21 protein-coding genes and 1 tRNA gene are annotated in these 20,476 nt (G+C 56.7%); 14 read left to right on the top strand and 8 right to left on the bottom strand.

Annotated elements, in window-relative coordinates:
• The first annotated feature begins 15 nt into the window (after window positions 1–15).
• From KBP54_RS05620 to der, 6 genes are all read left to right on the top strand, one after another.
• Complete coding sequence (locus KBP54_RS05620) at window positions 16–888, top strand: ParA family protein (RefSeq protein WP_070362502.1); 873 nt, start codon at window positions 16–18, stop codon at window positions 886–888.
• A gap of 11 nt (window positions 889–899) precedes the next feature.
• Entirely contained in the window at window positions 900–1,718 is an 819-nt protein-coding gene (locus tag KBP54_RS05625; protein ID WP_070977091.1) for a segregation and condensation protein A, read from the top strand.
• 17 nt (window positions 1,719–1,735) lie between these two features.
• On the top strand, window positions 1,736–2,290 hold the full coding sequence (scpB, locus tag KBP54_RS05630; protein ID WP_070362500.1) for an SMC-Scp complex subunit ScpB: 555 nt from the start codon (window positions 1,736–1,738) through the stop codon (window positions 2,288–2,290).
• A gap of 62 nt (window positions 2,291–2,352) precedes the next feature.
• The gene (locus KBP54_RS05635; RefSeq protein WP_070362499.1) at window positions 2,353–3,279 is read left to right on the top strand and encodes a pseudouridine synthase; all 927 of its coding nucleotides are present in this window, start codon (window positions 2,353–2,355) and stop codon (window positions 3,277–3,279) included.
• Window positions 3,280–3,291: 12 nt separating this feature from the next.
• Window positions 3,292–3,984, top strand: a complete 693-nt coding sequence (cmk, locus tag KBP54_RS05640) for a (d)CMP kinase (RefSeq protein WP_256006582.1) — start codon at window positions 3,292–3,294, stop codon at window positions 3,982–3,984.
• Window positions 3,981–5,474, top strand: a complete 1,494-nt coding sequence (der, locus tag KBP54_RS05645; RefSeq protein ID WP_070362498.1) for a ribosome biogenesis GTPase Der — start codon at window positions 3,981–3,983, stop codon at window positions 5,472–5,474. The genes cmk and der overlap by 4 nt, the downstream gene beginning before the upstream one ends.
• 2 nt (window positions 5,475–5,476) lie before the next feature.
• Here the strand turns inward: der and KBP54_RS05650 are convergent, their stop codons facing one another.
• Window positions 5,477–6,250, bottom strand: coding sequence for a class I SAM-dependent methyltransferase (locus tag KBP54_RS05650; protein WP_256006584.1), 774 nt, complete (start codon window positions 6,248–6,250; stop codon window positions 5,477–5,479).
• A gap of 44 nt (window positions 6,251–6,294) precedes the next feature.
• Between KBP54_RS05650 and KBP54_RS05655 the strand changes: the two genes are divergently transcribed.
• The 3 genes from KBP54_RS05655 to KBP54_RS05665 are packed head-to-tail and all read left to right on the top strand — an operon-like array spanning window position 6,295 to window position 8,815.
• Window positions 6,295–7,293: a CE1 family esterase gene (locus KBP54_RS05655; RefSeq protein WP_256006586.1), complete on the top strand. Its 999-nt coding sequence runs from the start codon at window positions 6,295–6,297 to the stop codon at window positions 7,291–7,293.
• Window positions 7,290–8,237: a diacylglycerol/lipid kinase family protein gene (locus tag KBP54_RS05660; protein ID WP_256006588.1), complete on the top strand. Its 948-nt coding sequence runs from the start codon at window positions 7,290–7,292 to the stop codon at window positions 8,235–8,237. Before KBP54_RS05655 ends, KBP54_RS05660 begins: the two co-directional genes overlap by 4 nt.
• Before the next feature lie 41 nt (window positions 8,238–8,278).
• The gene (locus KBP54_RS05665; protein ID WP_256006591.1) at window positions 8,279–8,815 is read left to right on the top strand and encodes a gamma carbonic anhydrase family protein; all 537 of its coding nucleotides are present in this window, start codon (window positions 8,279–8,281) and stop codon (window positions 8,813–8,815) included.
• A 68-nt stretch (window positions 8,816–8,883) separates the two neighbouring features.
• On the opposite strand, the gene KBP54_RS05670 is transcribed toward KBP54_RS05665, so the two are convergent.
• The 3 genes from KBP54_RS05670 to KBP54_RS05680 all read right to left on the bottom strand — a co-directional run bounded on the left by KBP54_RS05670 (window position 8,884) and on the right by KBP54_RS05680 (window position 10,571).
• Window positions 8,884–8,957: transfer RNA gene (locus KBP54_RS05670), tRNA-Pro, on the bottom strand.
• A gap of 74 nt (window positions 8,958–9,031) precedes the next feature.
• A complete protein-coding gene (locus KBP54_RS05675) occupies window positions 9,032–9,397 on the bottom strand; it encodes a YchJ family protein (protein ID WP_070477164.1) in 366 nt (121 codons plus the stop codon).
• 1 nt (window position 9,398) lies between these two features.
• Complete coding sequence (locus KBP54_RS05680) at window positions 9,399–10,571, bottom strand: bifunctional alpha/beta hydrolase/OsmC family protein (protein ID WP_256006593.1); 1,173 nt, start codon at window positions 10,569–10,571, stop codon at window positions 9,399–9,401.
• A 158-nt stretch (window positions 10,572–10,729) separates the two neighbouring features.
• On the opposite strand from KBP54_RS05680, the gene secA2 reads away from it, so the two are divergent.
• The 5 genes from secA2 (at window position 10,730) to KBP54_RS05705 (ending at window position 15,640) form a co-directional block, all read left to right on the top strand.
• The gene (gene secA2, locus KBP54_RS05685) at window positions 10,730–13,021 is read left to right on the top strand and encodes an accessory Sec system translocase SecA2 (protein ID WP_256006595.1); all 2,292 of its coding nucleotides are present in this window, start codon (window positions 10,730–10,732) and stop codon (window positions 13,019–13,021) included.
• Between the two features lie 117 nt (window positions 13,022–13,138).
• Window positions 13,139–13,570, top strand: a complete 432-nt coding sequence (gene odhI / locus KBP54_RS05690; protein ID WP_070362492.1) for an oxoglutarate dehydrogenase inhibitor Odhl — start codon at window positions 13,139–13,141, stop codon at window positions 13,568–13,570.
• A 49-nt stretch (window positions 13,571–13,619) separates the two neighbouring features.
• The gene (gene ftsR, locus KBP54_RS05695) at window positions 13,620–14,363 is read left to right on the top strand and encodes a transcriptional regulator FtsR (protein ID WP_413774860.1); all 744 of its coding nucleotides are present in this window, start codon (window positions 13,620–13,622) and stop codon (window positions 14,361–14,363) included.
• Between the two features lies 1 nt (window position 14,364).
• Window positions 14,365–14,940 (top strand): bifunctional nuclease domain-containing protein, encoded by a 576-nt coding sequence (locus KBP54_RS05700; RefSeq protein ID WP_070477158.1) that lies wholly within the window; start codon window positions 14,365–14,367, stop codon window positions 14,938–14,940.
• Window positions 14,941–15,064: 124 nt separating this feature from the next.
• Window positions 15,065–15,640, top strand: a complete 576-nt coding sequence (locus tag KBP54_RS05705) for a MerR family transcriptional regulator (RefSeq protein ID WP_070362489.1) — start codon at window positions 15,065–15,067, stop codon at window positions 15,638–15,640.
• Window positions 15,641–15,724: 84 nt separating this feature from the next.
• On the opposite strand, the gene KBP54_RS05710 is transcribed toward KBP54_RS05705, so the two are convergent.
• From KBP54_RS05710 to KBP54_RS05725, 4 genes are read right to left on the bottom strand one after another with little or no spacing between them, the layout of a single operon-like run.
• Window positions 15,725–17,116, bottom strand: coding sequence for a hypothetical protein (locus KBP54_RS05710; RefSeq protein ID WP_070477156.1), 1,392 nt, complete (start codon window positions 17,114–17,116; stop codon window positions 15,725–15,727).
• Between the two features lie 51 nt (window positions 17,117–17,167).
• Entirely contained in the window at window positions 17,168–18,034 is an 867-nt protein-coding gene (locus tag KBP54_RS05715; protein ID WP_256006599.1) for a 3-methyladenine DNA glycosylase, read from the bottom strand.
• Complete coding sequence (locus KBP54_RS05720; RefSeq protein ID WP_070477152.1) at window positions 18,031–19,083, bottom strand: hemolysin family protein; 1,053 nt, start codon at window positions 19,081–19,083, stop codon at window positions 18,031–18,033. Before KBP54_RS05720 ends, KBP54_RS05715 begins: the two co-directional genes overlap by 4 nt.
• The gene (locus KBP54_RS05725; RefSeq protein ID WP_070477150.1) at window positions 19,080–20,474 is read right to left on the bottom strand and encodes a hemolysin family protein; all 1,395 of its coding nucleotides are present in this window, start codon (window positions 20,472–20,474) and stop codon (window positions 19,080–19,082) included. Before KBP54_RS05725 ends, KBP54_RS05720 begins: the two co-directional genes overlap by 4 nt.
• Window positions 20,475–20,476 lie beyond the last annotated feature (2 nt).

The following is a 20,476-nucleotide window of genomic DNA, read 5'->3' on the forward strand; positions in this document are numbered from 1 at the left end:
ACGGAAGGGATGACAATGGCAGGCAACGCATTGTTTGACGCTGCTGAAGAAAAGAAGTTTCTCACGGGACGTCCATTCCGCGAGTTCCCTCAGCCTGAACCGCTCGAGCACCACGGCCCGGCGACCATCCTATCGATGGTGAATCAGAAGGGTGGCGTCGGCAAAACGACGTCGACAATCAACCTGGGTGCATGTCTCGCAGAGCAAGGGCGCAAGGTGCTGCTTGTTGACCTCGACCCGCAGGGAGCGCTCTCTGCCGGTCTTGGAGTGTCCCATGATGAAGAGCAAGTCACCGTGTATGACTTGCTTTTTGACAACACTGCGTCGATCCACGCGGCCATTCGGCACTCGAATATGCCGGGGCTGGACCTTGTCCCCGCGAACATTGACCTTTCTGCTGCGGAGATTCAACTGGTCAATGAAGTCGGCCGTGAACACACATTGGCCCGTGCGCTCCGCCCTGTGCGCAACGAGTACGACATCATCATCATCGACTGTGGCCCTTCGCTCGGCCTGTTGACCGTCAATGCGCTGGCGTGCTCGGCGGGCGTGATGATTCCGATGGAGTGCGAGTACTTTTCGCTCCGTGGTCTTGCGCTGTTGACTGACACAGTGGAAAAGGTGCGAGACCGCATCAATTTCGACCTTGACATCGTAGGCATCCTGGTCACGATGTTCGACCGCCGCACTACACACGCGCGAGAAGTGATGGATCGAGTCGTTGAGGTATTCGGCGAGCGAGTTTTTGACACGGTGATTACCCGAACGGTTCGATTCCCGGAGACCTCGGTTGCCGGTGAACCGATCATTACTTGGGCGCCGCACTCCCAAGGCGCAGAGCAGTACCGGCAGTTGGCGCTTGAGCTGCTCGAGCGCATTGATAAGTAGTTTGTTGCACCGTGTCTGAGGACGCCACCACGGGAGTCCAGCCCGAGATCACCGGTTTTACGTTGGCCCTCCAGAACTTTGAGGGGCCGTTTGATCTGCTCCTGCACCTCATCCACTCCAAGAAGCTGGACGTGACCGAAGTTGCACTAGCCGAGGTGACCGACGAGTTTATTGCATACACACGTGCGCTAGGTGCAGCAGCGCAACTTGACGAAGTCACTGAATTTCTTCTTGTGGCTTCCACTCTGCTGGATCTGAAGACTGCACGATTGCTCCCGCGCGACGGAGATACAGAGATTGAAGATCTTGAGCTCCTGGAGGCCCGGGACCTGCTCTTTGCGCGTCTCCTCCAGTACCGTGCGTATCAGCAGGTCGCTGACGAGTTCGTGGCCTGGCAACGCAACGCGAAGCGGAGATACCCGCGTGCGGTCTCAATCGAAGACCGATTCGCTGCGTTGCTTCCACCTGTGCAGCTGGGGCACACGCTTGATTCCTTTGCGGAGTTGGCCGCTGCTGTGTTTCGGCCCCGCCCACCGGAGGAAGTGCGGACGGACCACTTGCACGCGGTCAGCGTTTCGGTGCCCGAGCAGGCCGGGAAGTTACTGAGCGCGCTGCATCTCCTTGGTGCGGAGCAGTGGGTCGCATTTGAGGTGCTCACGAAGGACTGTAGTTCCTCCATGGAACTCGTGGGGCGCTTCTTGGCGTTGTTGGAGTTGTACAAGGCTCGCGCGGTGGAGACCGAGCAGCCAGAAGCCCTCGGTAGCCTGGAGGTTTCCTGGACAGGAATCAACGTCGATCCTGCTGTGGTTGCGTCAAGCAACTGGGAATAGCGATAGAATGCCAGACCATGAATGCTCCCCAAATGGTTTCGCAGCTTCGCGCACGTATCGAATCGATTTTGCTGGTCGCGGACAATCCAGTCACGGTAGATGCATTAGCGTCGGCACTGGGGGCGGAGCTGGGAGACGTCGAGAAGCAGCTCGAGGACTGGTCCGAGGAATGCGAACTGCGCGGCAGCGGGATCGACGTTCGGCGGACAGCTGAGGGGTGGCGACTGTACACGCGACCAGAATACGCAGACGCCGTGGAGGCATTTCTGCTTGATGGTGCACAGACGAAGCTGAGCCGCGCGGCAATGGAGACACTTGCGGTGGTTGCATATCGCCAGCCGGTGACACGCACGCAGGTTTCCGGAGTACGCGGCGTCAACGTTGATGGTGTGATGAAAACGCTGACGCTGCGAGGGCTCATTGCCGAGGTTGATCCAGACGAGTCGACCGGCGCGCACCGCTACGTCACTACCGAGCTCTTTCTTGAGTTGCTGGGCATAGATTCACTTGAGCGACTGCCGAACCTGGCGCCATTGTTGCCTGAGATCGACGATATCGAGGAAGCATGGTAAAGGCTGCTACACTTGCGGTCGTTCGAAGAACTGTATAACTCGCAAAGAGAAAAGGACTCAAGATGAATCCTCCCGCTCGCCGAGATGGCATACCGGAACAAGGAAAGAACGAGCCGTTCTATCCTTCGTATGCGAAACCGGCACGTAAACAACATGTCAAGCGTGACAAGCGCGCCAAGGCTGCCAATGAGGCTCCGAACCCACTCGATGACAACTGGTGGGACGACGAAGAAACAAAGCAGCGCAAGAAGAACACCGACGGGATCCGTCTGCAAAAAGTGCTCGCACAAGCAGGCGTCGCGTCGCGACGGCACTCTGAGATTATGATTGATCAGGGGCGCGTTGAGGTCAACGGGAAGATCGTTACCGTCCAGGGCACCCGTGTGAATCCGAACGTCGACGTGATTCGAGTTGACGGTGCACGCATCAATGTAAATGAGGACTTGGAGTATTTCGCGTTTAATAAGCCGCGCGGAGTACACACAACCATGCAAGATGAGCATGATCGCGCCTCTGTTGGTGACTTTGTTGCTGAGAGAGTCGCTGCAGGTCAGCGTCTGTTCCATGTCGGGCGTCTCGACGCCGACACTGAAGGGCTCTTGCTGCTTACCAACGACGGCGAGCTTGCAAACCGCCTCATGCACCCGCGCTACGAAGTTCGAAAAACGTACTTGGCCACGGTACTCGGCGAGTTTAAATCCGCTGATGCTAAGCAGTTGCGCGACGGTATTGAGCTCGATGATGGTGTGGCGAAGGCAGACTACGTGCAGATCGTCGATGTGCACAATGGTCAGTCGATTGTTCGCGTCGAACTACACGAAGGCCGCAAGCACATTGTCCGTCGGATGCTGAAAGCAGCTGGTTACCCGGTACAGCGTCTGGTGCGAACGAAAGTGCACACGGTGCAGCTCGGCGATATGAAGCCAGGATCGATGCGCGCACTTAACTCATCTGAGTTGGCATCACTGTTCAAGGCGGTGGGGATGTAAATGGAGGAAACGATGTTGAGTAACCAGCCAGATAATGGTCTGCTGCTCGCAGTGGATGGGCCGTCGGGTACTGGCAAGTCGACAATCTGCCGAGCGTTAGCCAAGAAGCTTGACGCAAAGTACATCGACACGGGCGCGATGTATCGAGTTGCGACGTTGGCGGTGTTGGACGCCGGCGTGGATCCGGAAGACACTAGTGCAGTCATCGCTGCTACTGCTGATCTGCCGATGGAGGTTTCCGACGACCCCGATGACAAGGCTGTTATTTTGGGCGGCCGGGACGTCTCCAACGTGATCCGAGGGGCGGAAGTTACCCGTGCAGTTTCTGCTGTTGCCGCGATCCCAGAGGTCCGTGAAAATTTGGTGGCCCTGCAGCGTCGCCTCGCCTCTGAGGCGCATCGCGCCATCGTTGAGGGCAGGGACATTGGCACCGTAGTTTTGCCAGATGCACCGGCCAAGGTGTACATGACGGCGTCAGCCCAGGTGCGTGCACAGCGCCGGTTCGACCAGGACACAGCAGCAGGCCGCAAAGTAGAGTTTGAAAAGGTGCTAGCAGACGTGGAACGTCGTGATGCCCTTGACTCCTCCCGTGAGACCAGCCCACTGAAGCCAGCTGATGACGCATTGATCGTAGACACCTCTGAGATGGCTCCTGAACAGGTGCTGGCGGCCCTCGTCGACGTGATTGAAAGGAGCAGCAAATGACCACAGGAGATTCCTTTCCACAGGATTTCAATGAAGCTGACTTCAACGATGCGGATTTCGGTGAGGCGGACTTCGGAGATCTCAACTCCGCTGAGGAGTACACCGAGGAAGAGTGGGCAGCCGTTGAGGAAGCGTTCGGCATCTTCAATCCTGACTACATCGAAGAGGCCCTACCGACGGTGGCCATCGTTGGACGCCCAAACGTGGGCAAGTCCACACTGGTAAATCGATTTATTGGGCGTCGTGAAGCCGTGGTCGAAGACCACCCTGGTGTGACTCGCGACCGGATCAGTTACATTACTGACTGGGGAGGGCGACGTTTCTGGGTGCAAGACACTGGTGGCTGGGACCCAGACGCGAAAGGCATCAACGCGGCTATCGCGCACCAGTCGGAAGCTGCTATGGAAACTGCAGACGTCATCGTTTTTGTGGTCGATTCCCACACCGGCATCACGATGTCAGATGAGGCGATGGCTCGCAATCTGCAGCGTTCCGAAGTTCCAGTCATTTTGGTCGCGAACAAGTTTGAGTCCGAGTCGCAATGGGGCGACGTTGCTGAGCTGTACGCGCTCGGCCTCGGGGACCCGTGGCCAGTCTCAGCATTGCACGGTCGCGGCGGCGCGGATGTACTCGACGAGATTCTGCGACTGTTTCCGGATGAGCCGCGCGCGAAGGACTCCATCACAGATGGCCCACGCGCAGTTGCGCTGGTTGGACGCCCAAATGTGGGCAAGTCGAGTTTGCTGAACAAGCTTTCCAAATCGAAGCGCGCCGTAGTCGACAACGTTGCAGGTACCACTGTTGACCCTGTTGATGAACTGATCCAGCTCGACGGCAAACTGTGGAAGTTCATCGATACTGCCGGGCTGCGGAAGAAAGTCAAGAATGCGCAGGGGCACGAGTACTACGCCAGCCTTCGTACCCGAGGCACCATCGAGGCAGCGGAGGTGTGCGTCGTGCTTATCGACGCCTCCCAGGAGATTTCTGAGCAGGACCAGCGAGTGATCTCCATGGTGCTTGAAGCAGGCAAGGCGATGGTCATTTGCTTCAACAAGTGGGACTTGATGGATGAGGACCGTCGTTACTACTTCGACCGCGAGTTTGATGAGATGGTCGGGCACCTCCCGTGGGTGACGAAACTCAATATCTCGGCAGACACTGGGCGCGGGCTGCACCGCCTTGAGCCGGCGATGGAGGAAGCACTTGAGAACTGGGATCGTCGAATCACCACGGGACAGCTGAACAACTGGCTGCGCGATGCGATTGCCGCAAACCCACCGCCGATGAAGAACAACCGGTTGCCGAAGGTCTTGTTTGCCACCATGGTTGGCACGCGCCCACCGACAATCGTCCTGTTTACCACGGGGTTCCTAGACGGCAGCTACCGCCGCTACTTGGAGCGAAAGTTCCGTGAGCAGTTCGGCTACCACGGCACGCCGATTCGGATCGCAGTTCGTGTGCGTGAACGTAACCCGCGGCGTCGTAAGTAGCATTATCTACGGCCGTACAGGAACGCGTCGGTCCTGTACGGCAGTGGTATAAGTTGGCCAGGATCGAATCCGAGGCGCTCATGCAGGTACCAGGTGAGGTTGTTCGTCATTTTGTCCCGAGTGCGCTGGTTTGCGCGAAGCCAATAGGAACGGGTCGCCATGAGCGTGAATAGCTGATCCGTCCGGATCGGTTGAATCCACGTTGTTCGTAGTTCCCGCTTGAGGTGCCAAGGCTCGAAGACAGTGGGGTAGAAGCCTTTGGTAAGCACATCGCCAGAGTGCATAATCTTTGCCAGACGTAGTACCCACGGATGCTCCACCTCGAGGGTGTTCCAGCATAAGAGAAGTTCGCCGTCATCTTTGCTGATTCGGGCAGCTTCTGCGCTAGCGAGGTGTGGGTCGACCCAGTGCCACGCTTGGGCGAAGGTGATGGCGTCGAAATGCTTGGGTGCTGATGCGGTGCACTCGGCGGTTGCGCGCCATACTGGAAGCTCTGGGTGTCGGGCGCGCAGTGTATTCGCCATGTCTGGTGAGGGTTCACAGCAAGCAACTCGGTGCCCGGCGGCGTGCAGTTGTGCAGCAAAAATTCCGGTACCGGAACCAACATCTAAGACAGTGCGGACGACTCCGCGACCGGCAAGTAGCTCAACTACTGAGTCCGGATATGACGGTCTGACCGCATCATAAGTGTCTGCGCCGACTGTGAACGCGCGTGACGAATTCAGCCGGTGCTCACTGCTGTGAAACAGTGGTTGGTGCTTTCCGCTTGGCTTCATAATCAACTAACCTAACAACCTGTGACTGTCAGGAGAATCCGCGAGTGAACATTTCCAACACGATGAACCGGCGCTGGTCGTTGCGTACGGTGCTGCTCGCTGTGCTGCTTGGCTGCGCAGTCATGGCTGGCTGTAGTGGAGACAACGAGGAGCCGGAGGCAGCCGATGCGCTGCCGAATCCCCTGCGTACAGTGGAAAACGGTAGTCGGCCTGACACGGTTGCGGAAGTCGAACCGTGGAGCTCTGCATCAGTCGAGTCACGGACGATCCCGGCTGGGGGACTGCAGCGCGAGTACATACTCTCGCTACCAAAGGGTGCACAGCAGCGAGAAGGTTTGCCACTCATACTCGTATTCCACGGTTACACGAGCACAGCTGCGTCGATGCAGCGCACGACGGGCTTTAACAACGCGGACGCGGTTGTGGCGTACTTGCAAGGTGTGAACAAGGCGTGGGCGCCGGCACCGTATGCAAATACGAATGCACGTCAGGACCTGGCATTCGCTGACGCCGTGCGGGCGCAGCTACAACAAGAGTTTCACACCCAACCTGCTCGTACATTCGCCGCAGGCTTTTCAAATGGAGGAGGGTTCGCGGAGTTCCTGAGCTGCCAGCGACCACAGGATTACACCGCAGTGGCGACTGTGTCAGCCGCCGTCTATGACGCGGTGCTTGAGGGGTGCTCGGCGATCCCCGTCAAACGCATCGACATTCACGGGACCGCTGACAGCGTCATTGACTACAGCGGAGGAACCCGGCACAAGACGCACTACGCTGGTGCCTATCAAGACGTTGAGCGAGAAGCTCGACGCAACCACTGCAAAGCCACTGACGAGGAGGCGCCGAAACCAGAGTGGTCAGAAGCACTGCCCGGTGTAGCAAAAGCTGAATGGGTCGGCTGTGATGCGGGGCTTGTGCATTACAAAGTGGATGGCGGCAAGCACGAATGGCTTGGGCCTGGTACTTCGTCGGCATCGAATTTGCCGATCGGTTTTGCCAGTGAAGCAGTACTGGAATTCTTCGGAATAGGGGTGCAAAAGTGACTTCGGAAAAGTTGTTTCATCGCACCGCTGTGGTGGTGTATAACCCGACGAAGATTCGCGCTGCGGTTTTGGAGCGCTTTGTCGAACTCTACGCTGACCCTCGCCGCGAAATTTGCTGGGTACCCACTACAAAAGAGGACACGGCACTTGCTGGCTTCGCGACTGCACTCACCAAGGACGTGGACGTGGTACTCGTCGCGGGAGGTGACGGTACTGTCCGCCGCATCGCTCACGTCTTAGCAGACACTGGCATCAAGATGGGGATTATCCCAGTTGGGACCGGTAATCTACTTGCGCGAAATCTTGGCTTGCCATTGGATCCTGAGAGTGCGATACGCCGTGCGTTTACTGGAGAAGAGCACGCTGTGGACCTTTGCGAAGCCACAGTCACTCGGCGCGACGGCTCGCAGGAGACTTATGGGTTCACAGTCATGGCTGGAGTGGGCCTTGATGCGCAGATGGTTGAACGTACCAGGGAGGAATTAAAGCGACGCATAGGCCCGTTGGCATACATCGGAGGGATCGCACGATCGCTAGGCGGTGGTAACAGTGTGGAGGCTACCGTAACTGTCGACGGCCAACCTTCGAACAGGCATCGCTTGCACACCATGATTTTCGGCAATTGCGGTGACTTGGTGAATAAAATCCCGCTGTTCCCCGATGCACTCCCCGACGATGGCGAAATTGATGTCGTGGCGATGTCTCCGCGTGGACTTATCGGATGGTTGCTTATTGGCCTACGCATCGTGTTTAACACTCTGCGTGCACTCCTCGGTGGCGGGTGGCAGGGTATTCCAGCTCCGCAGATGGACTATTTCAAAGGACACACGATAAGCGTTGCTTTCGCCGCTCCCGAAGTATTCGAAGTTGATGGCGACACTATCGGGTCGATCGAAGCAGCAACTATCCGGGTGATCCCACAAGCGTTGGTGCTGATGCGATAGATTCCGCTGCAGGGCCAATAGGGTTTCGGCATAATGGCGACATGATCTACTCATTTGAAGGTAAAACCCCGAAGATTCATCCGTCCGCATTCGTGTCCGATGAAGCCACGATTATCGGTGATGTCGAAATTGCCGAGGATGCCAATATTTGGCCCGGAGTGGTGATTCGTGGTGATGTTGGCGCGATTCGAATCGGTGAAAGGGTCAACGTGCAAGATGGATCAGTGCTGCACGTTGATGAGAACGGGAAGACCATTCTCGAAGCCGACGTGACCATTGGCCACCTTGCTATGGTGCACGGGTGCCATATTGAACCTGGGTGCCTAATCGGTATGAACGCGACCGTGCTGTCCGGGGCTCACATTGGCAAGGGGAGCATCATCGCCGGTGGCGCAGTGGTGCTCGAAGGGCAAGTGATCCCAGAGTTCTCGCTTGCCGCGGGAGTGCCGGCGAAGGTCAAGCGTGAGCTTGAGGAGTCAACCTACTCGGCACGTGAACGCCACGCAGCGTTTTATGTTGAGCTGGGGAAGCGCGCGGCGAGTGGGTTGGTACCGGTAGAACGCGCTGCAACTGAGTAGCTTACGAAAACAAAAACCCGCTCAACCAGGAGTTTCACCTGGTCAAGCGGGGTTTTTGTTGATAGTTGTCGGACTGACAGGATTTGAACCTGCGACCCCCACACCCCCAGTGTGGTGCGCTACCAAACTGCGCCACAGCCCGTTGCCTTCATCCGGCGAATACCGGAACAGCTCCGATAGTTTAGCGCACAGTTACTTCAACTATGAAACCAGCTGTTAGAAGGCAGTGCCGTTGAGGTACACCCATGCGCCGCCCTCGCGAATGAAACGGGAATGTTCTCGCTGGGTGCCACTCGGGTGAAGAGCCTCGAAGCGGACCTCTCCGTAGGTATCCGTTGGGCCACCTTGTTCGGAGTGGAGAACTCGCAGCGCAATATATGGTTCGCCACCTGGTGGAAGCTCCAACGATGCCGGTCGTGTGCTCGAAGCCCAGGTGCGCAGCAAGTAATCCGCATCGCCGACGACGAACGCACTGTAGCGTGCCCGCATGAGCGATTCTGCTGTGGGAGCAGGTTTGCCTGCGTGCAGGGCGCCGCAGCACAGGGGGTATGGGCGATCGAGGCCACATGGGCAGCGTTTCACGTCACCGCACCACGTCGATGGTTGTCTGCACCGAGGCGCTGTGAACGTAGCCGTCGACGGTTGAGCGTTTGCCGGCCTCCATGAGCGTCTGGGCCTCGGCGTCGCTGAGGTCGCCGAATAACGTGATGTCACGTGTGAAGTGCCCCTCGCCGAGATGTGTGACCTCCACGCGCACGTCGTTGAGCGCAAGTCCTTTCGCGGCGGAACGAATTGCCTGGGAACAAGATACTGCCAACGCGGACATGTACAAGCCTGTCGACGTCACGCCCTGGCCCTTGCCGCCAGCATTCTTAGCCCGGTCAGTTGCGATCGCACGATTGGAGGTGCGAACTACGTCGCCATACTTCGTCCCGCGGGCGGAGTAGGAGACTGCGTTGGAGTCGCCGGTGGCATCCGGGACAAATTCGGGGGTGATGTATTGCATGACCCACGAGCCGATAATGTCGGCCGCACGCTGTGCGGTGCCTTGGCGCGTCAATAAATGATCGGCCTTGTCCAGCGCCATGAGTGACTTCGGGTAGCGGGTGAGGCTAAAAATTGACTGGGCGTTATCAATGCCTACCGTCACATCGATAGGCGAGTGGACCAGCAATAGTGGCTTGCGCAGTTTCGGCAGGTATTCTTCGGGGTTCGTGTCGGCGAGATCCTCAAGGAAGTCGCGTGAAATGATGAGCTCCCTGCCGCCGAGGATGACGGGGACATAGCCGTCGCGGTCCGCGTCACCAATCTTATCCGCATAGTGCAACACCGAGTGAGCAGGGTCGAACGGCGCACCGACTGTCGCTACGGCTTTGAGCGTCTTTTTGAGATCGGGATGGGTCGCCGCTTTCAGTGCTGCAGCGCCCCCGAGCGAGTGGCCCATGATGAGCTGTGGCGCTTTGAACTCTTTGGCTAACCACTTTGCTGCAGCCACGATGTCGTCAGCGTTTTGTGAGAACGAAGTATCGGCGAAGTCACCCTCAGATTGTCCGAGACCAGGAAAATCAAATCTGAGCGTTGCAATGCCGAACTCTGTTAACCGCTTGGAGATTCGCGAAGCACCAGGAGTATGTCTGGACCCCGCAAAACAGTGTGCGAAAATCGCGTAGGCTTTCGCCGGCCCGTCAGGCCGGTCAATCGTTCCGGCCATCATCTTGCCCGTCGACGACGGCACCTTCACGTTCAGCGATAACATGTGGGCTTTCCTCCTGAGAACGGGGACGCATTCGGTGGTCTTTGCTTGAACAAGGATAGAGTACATTGACGTGAACGAGTGAGAAGCACTTACCATGTAGGCCAGGTAGTGCGAGAGGCAAAAGGCCACTTTTGCCGTGACGAAAGGTCGTATGAGGAATGGCTGCATTTGGCTGGTTTTGGAAAGCAATGGGTGCAACGTCCGAACGCAACAACAAGAAGTCGAAGGGGATCGTGGCGAAAGCCCACGAGCTCATTGGAGAGTTCGAAGCTCTTGACGACGCCGCGCTGAGCGCCGCTGTGCGTGACACCGTGCGTGACGGAGAGGTCGTCGACAAGCCTCGCTTCCTCGCAATTCTGTCGGTTGCCGCCACTCGAACCCTTGGGATGACCCCGTTCGACGTTCAAAACCAGGCGGTTTTGCGCCTACTCGAAGGCGATGTAATTCAGATGGCCACCGGCGAGGGCAAAACGCTCGTTGGAGCTATCGCTGCGACCGGTTTTGCGCTCACTGGTAAGCGGGTGCACCTCATCACCGTGAATAACTATCTCGCTGAGCGCGATGCCACGTGGATGCGGCCGCTTGTCGAGTTCTTTGGGCTCAGCGTTGCCGCTGTAACGGAATCGACGCCACGTGAACAGCGTGTAGAGGCATACCGATGTGACGTCGTCTATGCTCCGGTGACCGAGATCGGCTTTGATCACCTTCGTGATAATCAGATCACGCACCGCTCTCAAACCGTTCAGTTACCAGCCGAGGTTGCTCTTGTCGATGAGGCCGATAGTGTCCTTGTCGACGAAGCCCTCGTCCCGCTCGTCCTGGCTGGTTCTGAAGGTACGCAGCAGCCCACAGGCAAGATCACCGAAGCGGTCTCGCACCTTGACGAGGAGAAGGACTACGAAACTGATGCCGATGGTCGCAATGTCTTCCTTACCGAGGAGGGGGCGAAGAAAGTTGAACGTTTGCTCGGTATCGACTCGCTCTATTCTGATGAGCACATTGGCACCACACTTGTCCGGGTCAACCTTGCGTTACACGCTCGAGCACTGCTGATCCGCGACGTACATTACATCGTCGAGGACGGCAAGGTGGCGCTTGTTGACGCCTCCCGCGGCCGCGTCGCTGAACTGCAGCGTTGGCCTGACGGATTGCAGGCAGCAGTCGAGGCAAAAGAGGGACTGAAGGTCTCCGAGGGGGGCCGAATTCTCGACTCGATCACGCTGCAAGCACTTATGCGTCGCTATCCGACGGTCTGTGGCATGACTGGAACCGCCGTAGAAGCCACCGATCAACTGCGTTCATTTTACGACCTGCACGTATCTGTTATTGACCGCGCAAATCCGTTGCAGCGATTTGATGAAGCCGACCGGATCTACGCAACGATGGAGGAGAAGAACCAAGCGATCGTCGAAGAGATCGCGCTGCTTCACACGAATGGTCAACCTGTTCTTGTAGGGACTCATGACGTTGCAGAGTCTGAGGCTCTCGCAGAGGCATTGAACGAGCGTGGGATCAGCGTGAACGTGCTCAATGCGAAGAATGACGCTGAGGAAGCACGCATTGTGGCTGAGGCTGGAGATTTAGGGCGGGTGACCGTGTCTACACAAATGGCAGGCCGCGGTACCGATATTCGTCTAGGTGGCGCTGACGAAGGAGATCACGACAAGGTTGCGAAGCTGGGTGGTCTCGCCGTTATCGGTACAGCACGCCATCGCACAGCGCGGCTCGACAATCAGTTGCGCGGACGTGCAGGGCGTCAGGGCGACCCTGGCCTGAGCCTGTTCTTTGTTTCCCTGGAAGACGACATTGTTGTTACCGGGGGAGAGGATGAGCGCATCACCGTACATCCCGACGCGTCGGGACGGATCGAATCCTCGCGTGCACAGCAGTTTGTTGACCACTGCCAGCGCGTTACAGAGGGCCAGCTGCTAGAAATTCACTCGCAAACGTGGAAATACAACAAGCTCATCTCGGATCACCGTACAATCCTTGATGAGCGGCGAGCGTCATTGCTCGATACCGACGCGGCGTGGCGTGAGCTTAGCGAACGAGCACCGGAGCGCGCCACCGAGCTGGATGCCATCGATGCTGACAAACTACGGCAGGCAGCTCGTGAGATAATGCTCTACCACCTGGACCATGAGTGGTCTGAGTACCTCGCGCTCATGGACGATGTTCGCGAATCGATCCACCTGCGCGCCATCGCCCGTGAAACGCCAATCGACGAATACCATCGAATCGCCATTCGTGAATTTAAAGAACTAGCGAATCGTGCCGTAGATCAGGCCGTCGATACTTTCAGGAAAGTCGTGATTGATAACGATGGAGCACACCTCGAAGACGCTGGTTGGAAGCGCCCGAGTGCGACGTGGACCTACATGGTGTCGGATAATCCGTTGGCGGGTTCGGGGAACTCGGTGATCTCCGGGATTGGAAATATTTTCCGTTAATCCTCATGTTGAGGTTCAGAGCGTTACACTAGAACCGCAACAGCACGCTGACCCACAATTGGGTAATATTGCGATTTAGAATTTATTGACTTTCAAAAACACCGTCAGGAGTTTGGAATGGCCGAAAACAAAGATGCAGACATCGTCCAGGTCGAAACGACCTCCGTCTTTCGCGCTGACCTTTTGAAGGAGATGGAGAACGGCGCTGCTGCAGCCAACGATAACGTCACCAGCACGGAGAATTTGCCGGATGGTGTTGCGTTGCTCGTGGTGAAGCGCGGACCGAACGCTGGTGCAAGGTTCCTGTTGGACCAGGACGCAACCACCGCAGGTCGCCATCCTGAGGCCGACATTTTCCTTGATGACGTCACGGTGTCCCGCCGCCATGCTGAGTTCCGCCGCGATGGTGACTCTTTCGAAGTCGTTGACGTGGGATCACTGAACGGCACTTATGTGAACCGAGAGCCAAAGGACTCGCAGGTTCTCTCCTCCGGGGATGAGATTCAGATTGGTAAATTCCGCCTGGTCTTTATCGCCGACGAAAAATAGTATTGTCCGTTTGTCTGCCCCTGCCCATTAGAAGAGATTAATCATCACCGTGAGTGCAATACGTCGAGCTGCTACAGAGCAAATGGGAGCCACCGTCGCCCCGTCAGGGACAAAGACCATGTCTATTGGTGTTGTCCTGAAACAGTTGCGGGAAGAGTTCCCTGATGTGACTGTGTCGAAGATTCGCTTTCTTGAGTCCGAAGGCCTGATCACTCCACAGCGCACTGCGTCCGGATACCGGCGCTTTACAAGTGATGATGTCGAGCGACTTCGCTACATCTTGGTTACCCAGCGAGACAATTACCTTCCTTTAAAGGTGATCCGCGAGCAGCTCGAGGCCATGGATTCCGGTCAGGTCACCGCGATCATGAGCGTGAGCGAAGCTGATCCACTAGTTTCTCCAGATAGCTTCCGAGCACCAACTTCGACACACTTGAGCGACCGAGACGTTGCCGAGCAGGCTCAAGCAGACCAAGAACTTGTCGACGAGTTCGTGCGTGATGGATTGATCGTCCCTGATGTGGCTGGTCATTTCACCGCCGACGACGTCCGCGTGGTTACTGCAGCCATGGCGCTAGCGGAATTCGGTTTGGATTCTCGCCACCTCAAGACGCTGCGGACTATGGCTCGTCGCCAGGCTGATCTCATCTCTCAAGTAACGGAACCCGTTGCGAAGTCCGGTAAGGAAAATTCAGCACAGCAAGCGGAAGAACTCGGGCAGCAGCTTTCCGCCCTGGTCGTATCATTGCACGCTTCGCTGCTCAAGAACGAGCTGCGAAATTCTGGGCGCTGAGATGCGGTCGCTGAATTTGCTCGGGGTCTACCCGGTCGGCCCGGAACACTTTCTGTGCGCGTTGCTGCACGCACCAGAGCAGAACCTATTCCTGCCAATTTGGCTTTCTCCATTTTCTGGAGGCAAGCTGGCCGCACTCATTGATGATGTAGGCCCCCTGAACCCGAGTATTTACGAAACGTATTTGGAAACGCTAAAGGATCTCGGCGCTCAAGTGCAGGCCGTGCGCATTGCGAGCTATTACGAAGGCGTGTTTCATGCCGAGGTGTTGCTGAGTACTGGCAGCAAAGTAGACACGAGCATGTCCGACGCGCTGCTTTTGGCTTGGACAGGGGATATTGCTCTCGAGGTTGACCCTCAGGTTTTGCGGCAAGCCGGCATACGGATTTCCGCGGCAGATGCGAAAGGTATCTTTGACCTTGATCTTCCAGTTGTCGAAGGGGACGCTGAAGACGGAAGTGTTTCCGCAAGCGGTGACCCAGAAGCAGACCGCGATTTTGAGCAGCTGATGAAGAGCCTTGGCGCGGATGATCTTTTTACTTCCGATGATGAAGATGGAGACGGGGCTGCCAACTAAACCTCCCTCAATGTAAAGTAAAGGTTGAGACTTCGGCGTGTCGGCCCGAGCTGATAGAGTCAAATGCCTAAGCTATCGGTACAAATACTGTTAGCCGAGACAATAGAAAACGGGAGTATGGAAAATGAGCGATCTGCAACAAGAGCTTGAACTTTCCGCAGTGGAAGGGCCTGTTCAGGAAACGCTGTTTGATATCGGGCCTTCTGACGAAGTGGGGTACCGAGTTCCGATTGCATGCCAGGTAGCAGGCATCACGTACCGCCAGCTCGATTACTGGGCGCGCACTGACTTGGTGAAGCCTTCAATCCGTGGCGCAAAGGGCTCCGGCTCCCAGCGTCTCTACTCCTTCAAGGACATTCTGGTTTTGAAGATCGTGAAAGGTCTCTTGGATACCGGGATCTCACTGCAAAACATTCGCCTGGCCGTGGATAAGCTCCGTAACCGGGGTGTGAATGACATCGCCGAGATCACGTTGGTCTCTGATGGCGCTACGGTGTACGAGTGCCGCAGCAACGAGGAGGTCATTGACCTTCTCGGCGGCGGCCAGGGTGTCTTTGGTATCGCGGTCCCGCAGATTATGAAGGATCTCACTGGCACTATTGCTGACTTCCCAGCAGAAACCATCAATCCCGAACTCAATGACCCTCAGCCTGCCGGGTTTGATGAACTCGCAGATCGTCGCCGTCGTAAGTCTTCCTAGAGAGTTCTGAAAGGCTGCAGCCCCGCCGTTTACTCCCCGGCGGGGCTGCAGCCTTTCGTACTGCTGTGGGTCTAGCGCAAGTGGTTAGTCCACAACGGCGGTCAGAGCGGCACTGACCTGCTCAGCGGATGGAGCCTCTTTCACCACGGATGCGACATCTGTCACAGCCGTATCTGCAGGGCTATCGCCTACACGAACGACGTCAAGCTTGATTCGCTCACCGAGCCGGTCCTGCAGTGCTGCTGCCGCCTGTGGTGAACCATCATCATCGGCGGTGCCGGTGGTAATCAACACGATGCGAATATCGCGATCGAGCTCACGCATGGCATCGGCAGCAGCGAAGAGCGCTTCACGAGTCTGCGGAGCACCACCGGTGCCAAGCAAGCTGGCGGTGTATGCGACGTCCTCGGCATCACTGGTCATAGCAATGTTGCTGCGCCAACCCTTCGTTACACCAGGGTTCAGTGGGGAAGAGTAGTTCCAAAGCGCTACTTGATGGCCAGATTCGGTGACACGGTATGCAGCATCGCGTATCGCGGTGTCGACTGCTGGCTTGAAAGGCTGCATCGCATCTGACGTATCGTACAGGAATAACGTGTCCAGAGCTTGCTGTTGGTTTTCGGAACCAACTTCTTTCTGTTCCTTTTCTGTTTCATCGACCGGAATTTCTGCCACCTGGGACCAAACCTGATCAGGGACATCAACCACCTGTGATTTGCTATCAGTTTTCAACGTTGACGCCGCGTACTTCATGAGGTCCTGCCCGGCGCGAGACTTATTCTCATCGACGTTATCAGTACTGTTCAGCGGGATACCGACGTAGTTCAAAACTGCATCTAGCGATGTGAAAACCCGGTCACCGGATGCTTGTTCAATAGCTGCTGCGTATAGACTCTGTTCATCTTGGATTGACTCTATATCTTCCACTGCCTGCTGTTGTAGGACATCTACGGCGCCTGCCTCATCTTTGGCAAGCAATGACGCAACAGCAACAGAGGCATCCGAGCGTTCAGGCAACACAAATCGCACTGACTCCAGCTTAAGTGTCGCTGGATCAGTAGAAGTTTGCCCCTCCACGCCGAGAGGTGCTGCGTAAACAATCTGTGGGTCAGGTACCGCCGCCGAGCGTTTTGCGTTCCTAAGTACGGCGTCTGGGTTCGCGGTTTCCGGAGCGAGAAGGATAGCTGCGTCCTCGACCTTATCGACGAGCTCTGCCTGCATACAGTAGTCCCGCACAACACGGTGCGACTCGTTGTACGCGGCTACGATCGCTTCACCGACCGATCGTTCCGTAGACGCTACTGGCAGTGAGAGTTCTCCAGACACGCACTGTGCTTCAGAAGCATCATCGGACTGTTCTGGCTTCAGCTTCATCATCAAAATGGCACTCAAAATCACAGCGAGCGCGACCAGAATGACCAGGATCGCTCCACCGGACAAGCGATAGTTACTCTTGCCATCAGAATGTCGGCCCATGCCAATACCGTCCTTACTTCGTGTACAACCCGTCTAGCGTTGTCACACAGTCTATCGCCCTAGAACTACGTCGAGGAGAGCGACGAGCCGGGAGCGTAATTCTTCTCCACGCGCGCTGAGCGCTCGTTGGCGCTGCACGTACGTGGCTTTTCCCTCGGTAGTCTCCACAGGAACGATGTCGAAGCCGAGTTCCCGGCAGTCGTACGGGGATGCCTCCATATCGAGGCGACGCGCGTCCTTGGCCAATTCGAAACAGTCAAGGAGGAGCTCACCAGGGACCAATGGGCCCAGTTTCAAAGCCCACTTAAACAGATCCATGGTGGCGTGCACACAGCCTGGTTGTTCCCTCGATACCTGGTCTTCCCTCCGCAACGCCACAACGTTGAGGGGGCGAGCTGGGGGAGTAAAGAAACGAAACGCGTCGAAGTGGCTGCATCGAAGCTGATGAGATTCAACCACTGAGTTCGTGCCGTCTGCTCCGAGACGAAGCGGAAGATCATGACGAGGGCGTTCCTCGCGGTACAACATTGCCCATTCATGCAAACCGAAGCAGTCAAAGTGCGCCGAACGAGAGGCTGTCGCGCGAAGTAGTTCGTCAATTTCCCGAACGTCTTGTTCACGGTGCTCAAGAAACGACGCGATGTTTGCGCACACGTGCCTGCTGTCTACAACTTGGTAGTCGCGCCATGAAGCTTGAGGAAGCGTAGAGGCGTCGAGAAGCACTGTATTTGCGCCAGGATGCCACTTCTTAAGGTGTGTGGGGCGGAACCTGTAGTAGTCGAACAGGAAGTCCCACACCGGGTGCTTCTGTGCGCGACGACGGCGAGCTAGGTGTGGCTCGACGAATCCGGCCGCACGTTCCTCATGCGACGCGATCCGAGCCTCGTATTCGGCTGACTCCAGGAACGTACGAATCATGAATTCTCGTGGGTCCAGTCTGCGACCGTGCCCACGTACTCCTCAATGACGTCCTCAAGAGCAAGTACGCCAACGAGGCGACCTTGATCGCGGACCTGAGCCATGTGTGCAGAGCGACGGTGCAGCGACGTCAGCGCACTATCCAGCGACTCAGAGCCATCAATCACCATCAATGGGCGGATGCGGCTCACCGGTACCAGTGGATCATCCTCATCGGACTCCATCAGGTCCAAAATGTCCTTCACGTGAATATATCCAACGAGAATGCCGGAAGGCCTAGCAACGGGGAAGCGCGAATATCCGGTTTCACGTACAGCTTGCTCGATTATCGAAAGCGCGACGCCCTCAGGGTAAAAGGGGATGGTTGTCAGACGATCGAGCGGGATCATTACCTCTTTGAGGTTCCTCGACTCAGAGCGCAGCGCCTTTGAAAGGCGAGCTGTTTCCTCAGCGTCAAGAAGACCCTCTTCGCGTGATTCACGAATCATGTTTGCCAGCTGTTTCTGGTCCACAGTGGATGAAAGCTCATCGCGTTGTTCAATACCAAACAGAGCCAGCGTCTTACGCGCTACCCAGTTCAAGAAGCGAATAAACGGCCCCGTGGCCTTCATCCAAAGCGTCATAGCGGGGGTAAGCCAAACAGCAGTTGACTCTGGTCCGGCAATCGCAATGTTCTTCGGCACCATCTCGCCGAACAAAATATGCAAGAAGGAGATGAACGCCAGCGCAATCACGAAGGAAACAGGATGCAGCCACTCACCCGGCAACCCCATCGCGAGAAACGGAACTTCAACATAGTGTGCAACCGCAGGCTCAGCGACCTTACCGAGCACGAGCGACGCGATGGTGATGCCCAGTTGGGCACCTGCGAGGTAAATCGAGAGGTGTTCCGTCGCGTACAGCACGCCAGTAACATTTGTCTTGCCTTGTGCCTGCATTGACTCCAATCGATCGCGCCTGGAGGACACGAGTGCGAACTCGGACGCAACGAAGAACGCGTTGAGCGCCAGCAGGACCAAAATGAGAAGGAATGCTACCCAAATATTCACTGTGCTGACCTCCTCTGAAACTCGATTGCTTCCTCTGGAGAAATCGGACTCAAAATTGCCCTGTCGATCCTGCGATCATCCATTGTGGAAACCCTTGCGAGCCAGTGGCCAGCGCTGCCTGTTTCAAACTGTTCCTGGAAATCGGCTGTGCCGGAGGGGAGCACTACTTTGTCGCCAACTGTCGGGATATGTCCAAGTGCTGACATAATCAGTCCTCCAAGAGTTTCGTAAGGCCCCTCGGGTGCAACATAACCGAGCTCCTCCTGCAGTTCATCGAGCCGCACCAAACCAGAAATCTCCCACGACGTTCCGACGTGTAAAAAGTCCCGCTCGGATTCGCGGTCGTCGTACTCGTCGTACACCTCACCGAGGATCTCCTCGACTACGTCCTCAATCGTGACCAGACCTTGCGTTCCGCCGAACTCATCCGCAACCAGCACTACCTGTGAGCCCGCGGAACGAACCCTGTTGAGCACCGCATCGCCGTCAAGCGTCCCCGGGATAAACGGAACTGGCTTGGCCAGCGTTGACAGCTTGGTGGTTGCACGCTGCTTCTTATCTACCGAAAAGGCGTCTTTGATGTGGACCACGCCTATTGTGTCGTCCAAGTCACCGCGGCGGACGGGGAAGCGCGAATGGCCTGTCTCACGTGCAAACGCAATCAAATCCGCTACGGTGTCCTCAGCGTCAAGCGCATTAATGGTTGAACGTGGCGTCATCACGGCTTCGGCGGTGGTCTCTCCGAACTGCAGCGATCTGTCGATCACCGCTGCGGTATCTGCGTCAAGGTCTCCAGACTCCATCGAGTTTCGGACCACCGCACCCAGCTCTTGGCCAGAACGAGCGGAGGCTAGCTCATCTGCTGGCTCAATCCCGAGTTTTCGCACAACCCAGTTCGCCGAAGAATTGAGCCACTTAATAAACCAACCAGCTGCGGTATTAAACGCATTCACAGGAGGTACCACGACCCGCGCAGTCTTCAGCGGATCCGTAATCGCCATGTTCTTTGGAACAAGTTCGCCAAAAACCATCGAGAGCAATGTCGCAATCGCCAACGCAAGGATCAGCGCTACTGTCGTTGAGGCCGCTTCACTCAGACCAACGAGCTCAAGCAGGGGGGTGAAGAACTTCCCCAACACCGGCTCGGCGAGGAAGCCAGCTGCGAGCGTCGTCACGGTAATACCGAGTTGCGCGCCTGACAACACGAACGAAAGGTTCGCGTGGTCTCGAGCGACGGCTTTCGCCGTGCGGTCGCCGACCTCCCGGACGTGCTCATCGATAGTTGAGCGCTCGAGTCCTGTCATTGCAAACTCGATTGCAACGAACAGGCCCGTTGAGGCCGTCAACAAGATGAAGCCCAAAAGAGCAAAGATTGAAATGACTATATCCATCG

The sequence above is a fragment of the Corynebacterium pseudogenitalium genome (genome assembly GCF_024453815.1).
Lineage (GTDB): Bacteria > Actinomycetota > Actinomycetes > Mycobacteriales > Mycobacteriaceae > Corynebacterium > Corynebacterium pseudogenitalium.